Origin of the sequence: Micromonospora phytophila (genome assembly GCF_023656545.1) — a bacterium.
Taxonomy (GTDB): Bacteria; Actinomycetota; Actinomycetes; order Mycobacteriales; family Micromonosporaceae; genus Micromonospora; species Micromonospora phytophila.
Genome location: NZ_JAMOKF010000473.1, coordinates 1 through 3,299 on the forward strand (window position 1 = coordinate 1; position 3,299 = coordinate 3,299).

4 protein-coding genes and 2 pseudogenes are annotated in these 3,299 nt (G+C 70.0%); 3 read left to right on the forward strand and 3 right to left on the reverse strand.

The features are described from left to right. From NCC78_RS29825 to groES, 3 genes and pseudogenes are all read right to left on the reverse strand, one after another. Window positions 1-241 (reverse strand): annotated as a pseudogene (locus tag NCC78_RS29825) (molybdopterin-binding oxidoreductase); the annotation flags it as partial. A gap of 125 nt (window positions 242-366) precedes the next feature. Then, a complete protein-coding gene (gene groL / locus NCC78_RS29830; RefSeq protein ID WP_250798707.1) occupies window positions 367-2,013 on the reverse strand; it encodes a chaperonin GroEL in 1,647 nt (548 codons plus the stop codon). Between the two features lie 71 nt (window positions 2,014-2,084). Then, a complete protein-coding gene (gene groES / locus NCC78_RS29835) occupies window positions 2,085-2,393 on the reverse strand; it encodes a co-chaperone GroES (protein ID WP_074318937.1) in 309 nt (102 codons plus the stop codon). A gap of 340 nt (window positions 2,394-2,733) precedes the next feature. Between groES and NCC78_RS29840 the strand changes: the two are divergent. The 3 genes and pseudogenes from NCC78_RS29840 to NCC78_RS32800 form a co-directional block, all read left to right on the forward strand. Continuing rightward, a pseudogene (locus NCC78_RS29840) lies at window positions 2,734-2,913 on the forward strand (helix-turn-helix domain-containing protein); the annotation flags it as partial. 74 nt (window positions 2,914-2,987) lie between these two features. Continuing rightward, window positions 2,988-3,149, forward strand: coding sequence for a DUF397 domain-containing protein (locus NCC78_RS29845; RefSeq protein ID WP_250798708.1), 162 nt, complete (start codon window positions 2,988-2,990; stop codon window positions 3,147-3,149). A gap of 43 nt (window positions 3,150-3,192) precedes the next feature. Continuing rightward, window positions 3,193-3,299: DUF8688 domain-containing protein (locus NCC78_RS32800; protein ID WP_504921285.1), on the forward strand; the 107-nt coding region annotated here is incomplete at its 3' end.

The following is a 3,299-nucleotide window of genomic DNA, read 5'->3' on the forward strand; positions in this document are numbered from 1 at the left end:
CGACCGCACCGAGCAGCAGCGCCGTCCCCACCAGCAGGGCGATCTTGTCGTACGTGCCGAAGAGTGCGATGCCGAACTGCTTGAGCGGCTCGGGCACGGTGTCGACGACGAGCCCGCCGACCGCGACCAGGGGCGCCGAGCGGGGACCGGTCAGCACCGCCACCAGTTCGGCGGAGCCGATCGCCACCGCGGCGGCGGTGACCCCGGCCAGTGCGGCGTACCGGCGCGTCGTGGTGCTCATCGCGCCAGTCTTTCCGATCGACCCGGCGACCCGGTAGTCGCGTCAGGGTTCCGTAAGGAGCCCGGAAGAGCGCCGGGGCGCGCCGTCAGGTGACGGTGCGCCCCGGAACGGGTCGTGCGTGCGGGTCAGAAGCCCGGGCCGTGCTGGTGGCCGTGGCCGTGGCCGTGGCCGTGCCCACCGGCGCCGGCCGGCTCGGCCTTCTCCGGCTTCTCCACCACGAGGCTCTCCGTGGTGAGCAGCAGGCCGGCGATCGACGCGGCGTTGGTGACCGCGTTGCGGGTCACCTTCACCGGGTCGACGATGCCGGACTTCGCCAGGTCGACGTACTCGCCGGTGGCGGCGTCGAGGCCGTGGCCCCACTCCTTGGCGGCGACCTTGTTCACGACGACGTAGCCGTCGTGACCGGCGTTCTGGGCGATCCAACGCAGCGGCTCGACCAGCGCCTTGCGGACGACCGAGACACCGACCTTCTCGTCACCGGTGAAGCCGAGATCGTCGTCGAGCGCCGGCACGATCTGCACCAGGGCGGCACCGCCACCGGGCACCGTGCCCTCCTCGACCGCGGCCTTGGTCGCGGCGATGGCGTCCTCGATGCGGTGCTTGCGCTCCTTCATCTCGACCTCGGTCGCCGCGCCCACCTTGATGACCGCGATGCCGCCGGAGAGCTTCGCCAGCCGCTCGGCCAGCTTCTCCCGGTCCCACTCGGAGTCCGAGGCCTCGATCTCCTTGCGGATCTGCGCGACCCGGTCGGCGACCTCGGTGTCCTTGCCGCCACCGTCGATGACCGTGGTGTTCTCCTTGTCGACCACGACGCGCCGGGCGGTGCCGAGCACCTCCAGGCCGACCTGGTCGAGCTTGTAGCCCAGCTCCGGGGCGACCAGCTCGGCGCCGGTCAGGATCGCCATGTCCTGCAGCATCGCCTTGCGGCGGTCGCCGAACCCGGGGGCCTTGACCGCGCAGACCTTGATGGTCTTGCGGAGCGCGTTGACGACCAGCGTGGAGAGCGCCTGGCCCTCGACGTCCTCGGCGATGATGAGCAGCGGCTTGCTGTTCTGGAGGACCTTCTCCAGCAGCGGCAGCAGCTCCTCGATCGCCGAGATCTTCTGCGTGGTGATCAGGATGTACGGGTCTTCGAGAACCGCTTCCTGCGCCTCGGCGTCGGTGACGAAGTTGGGCGAGATGAAGCCCTTATCGAACTGGAGACCCTCGGTCACCTCCAGCTCGGTGTGCAGGGCGGAGCCCTCCTCGACGGTGATGACACCGTCGCGGCCGACCTTCTCCATCGCCTCGGCGATCAGCTCACCGATGGTGGCGTCCTGCGCGGAGATGGTGGCCACGTGGGCGATCGAGTTCTTGTCGGCGACCTCGACGGCCCGGCCGAGCAGCGCCTCGGAGACCTTCTGGGCCGCGGCGTCGATGCCCCGCTTGAGGCCGATCGGGTTGGCGCCGGCCGTGACGTTGCGCAGGCCCTCGCGGACCATCGCCTGGGCCAGCACGGTCGCGGTGGTGGTCCCGTCGCCGGCGACGTCGTTGGTCTTGGTCGCCACCTCCTTGACCAGCTGCGCGCCGAGGTTCTCGTAGGGGTTGGTGAGCTCGATCTCCTTGGCGATGGTCACACCATCGTTGGTGATCGTCGGCGCACCGAATTTCTTGTCCAGGACGACGTTGCGCCCGCGTGGGCCGAGGGTGACCTTGACCACGTCCGCGAGGGCGTTGACACCGTGCTCGAGCAGGTGCCGGGCGTCGTCCGAGAAGCTCAGGATCTTCGCCATGTATGTCCCTTCGGAAGCGACGCTGCCCCGGCCCGGCGAGCCGGACCGGGGCAACGACACTGATCGGTTGCTTACTTCTCGATGACCGCGAGGACGTCGCGGGCGGAGAGCACCAGGTACTCCTCGCCGGCGTACTTGACCTCGGTGCCGCCGTACTTCGAGTAGAGCACGGTGTCGCCGACCTTGACGTCGAGCGGCACGCGGTTGCCGTTGTCGTCGATCCGGCCCGGGCCGACAGCGAGGACGGTGCCCTCCTGCGGCTTCTCCTTGGCGGTGTCGGGGATCACGATGCCCGACGCCGTGGTGGTCTCAGCCTCGTTCGCCTGGACCACGATCCGGTCCTCGAGCGGCTTGATCGCAACCTTGGTCGCGGTAGTCACGGGCATACCCTCCTGGGGTACTGGTTTCGTTGCTGGCCGGCGGGGCCGACCAGCGTCAATCTGCCACATGCCACCGGGCGGGGCCGTCGTCGCGGGTGCCGGTCCGCCTGGCGTTCAGCGCCCGCGCCTCGCGGCCCGGGAGCTGGCACCCTCGGGGTGAGAGTGCTAATCGCAGGTTATTCCTCGGCTAGCACTCCGTCAAGGAGAGTGCCAACGCGCCACCCTCGTGTCGCCACAGTTCCGCCAGTCATCACCGCAACACGCCGGGAGCGCCTCGCCGCACCGTGGCCATCTCCCTACCGTCGGTTGCCACCACCGGATACCGACGAAGGGAAGCCGAGTGTCCCGGATACCGACCCTGACGTTCCTGCACGAACAGCTACGTCTGGCACGCCAGGCGCGCGGGCTCAGCCAGGAGGAGCTGGGCAAGCTGGTCAACTACTCATCGTCGTACGTGAGTGCGGTCGAGACCGGGCAGACCCCAGTCAAGCCGGACTACCTCGGCCGCATCGACTCGACCCTGGACACCGGCGGTCTCTTCGTCGGCATGCTGGAACTGATCCGCTTCCATGCCGCGCCCGACTGGTTCCGCCCGTGGGACGAGAACGAGCGGGAGGCGGCGGCGCCTGCGTCGAGGTCGCCGACAACCTGCCCGGCGTGGTCGCCGTCCGGGACAGCAAGGACCCGACCGGCCCGGTGCTCGCCTTCACCCCGACGAGTTGGCGGACCTTCGTCGCCGCCACCCCCGCCCGCTGACACCACCGTCCGGCTGATCCGGGCCGGCCGGGAGAATGGCCGGGTGGACCTGGACCAGCTCGCCGCCCTGCGTACGCCCGAGGGGTCGGCCGCGCTCGCCGCGGCGACCGAGGTGGCCGGCGGCGACCCGCTGAGCGCGGCGGCCGCGCT

What these genes read in the sequence shown, in the direction of transcription:
- groL (WP_250798707.1), bottom strand. Translation starts at nt 2,013, where the DNA reads ATGGCGAAGATCCTGAGCTTCTCGGACGACGCCCGGCACCTGCTCGAG.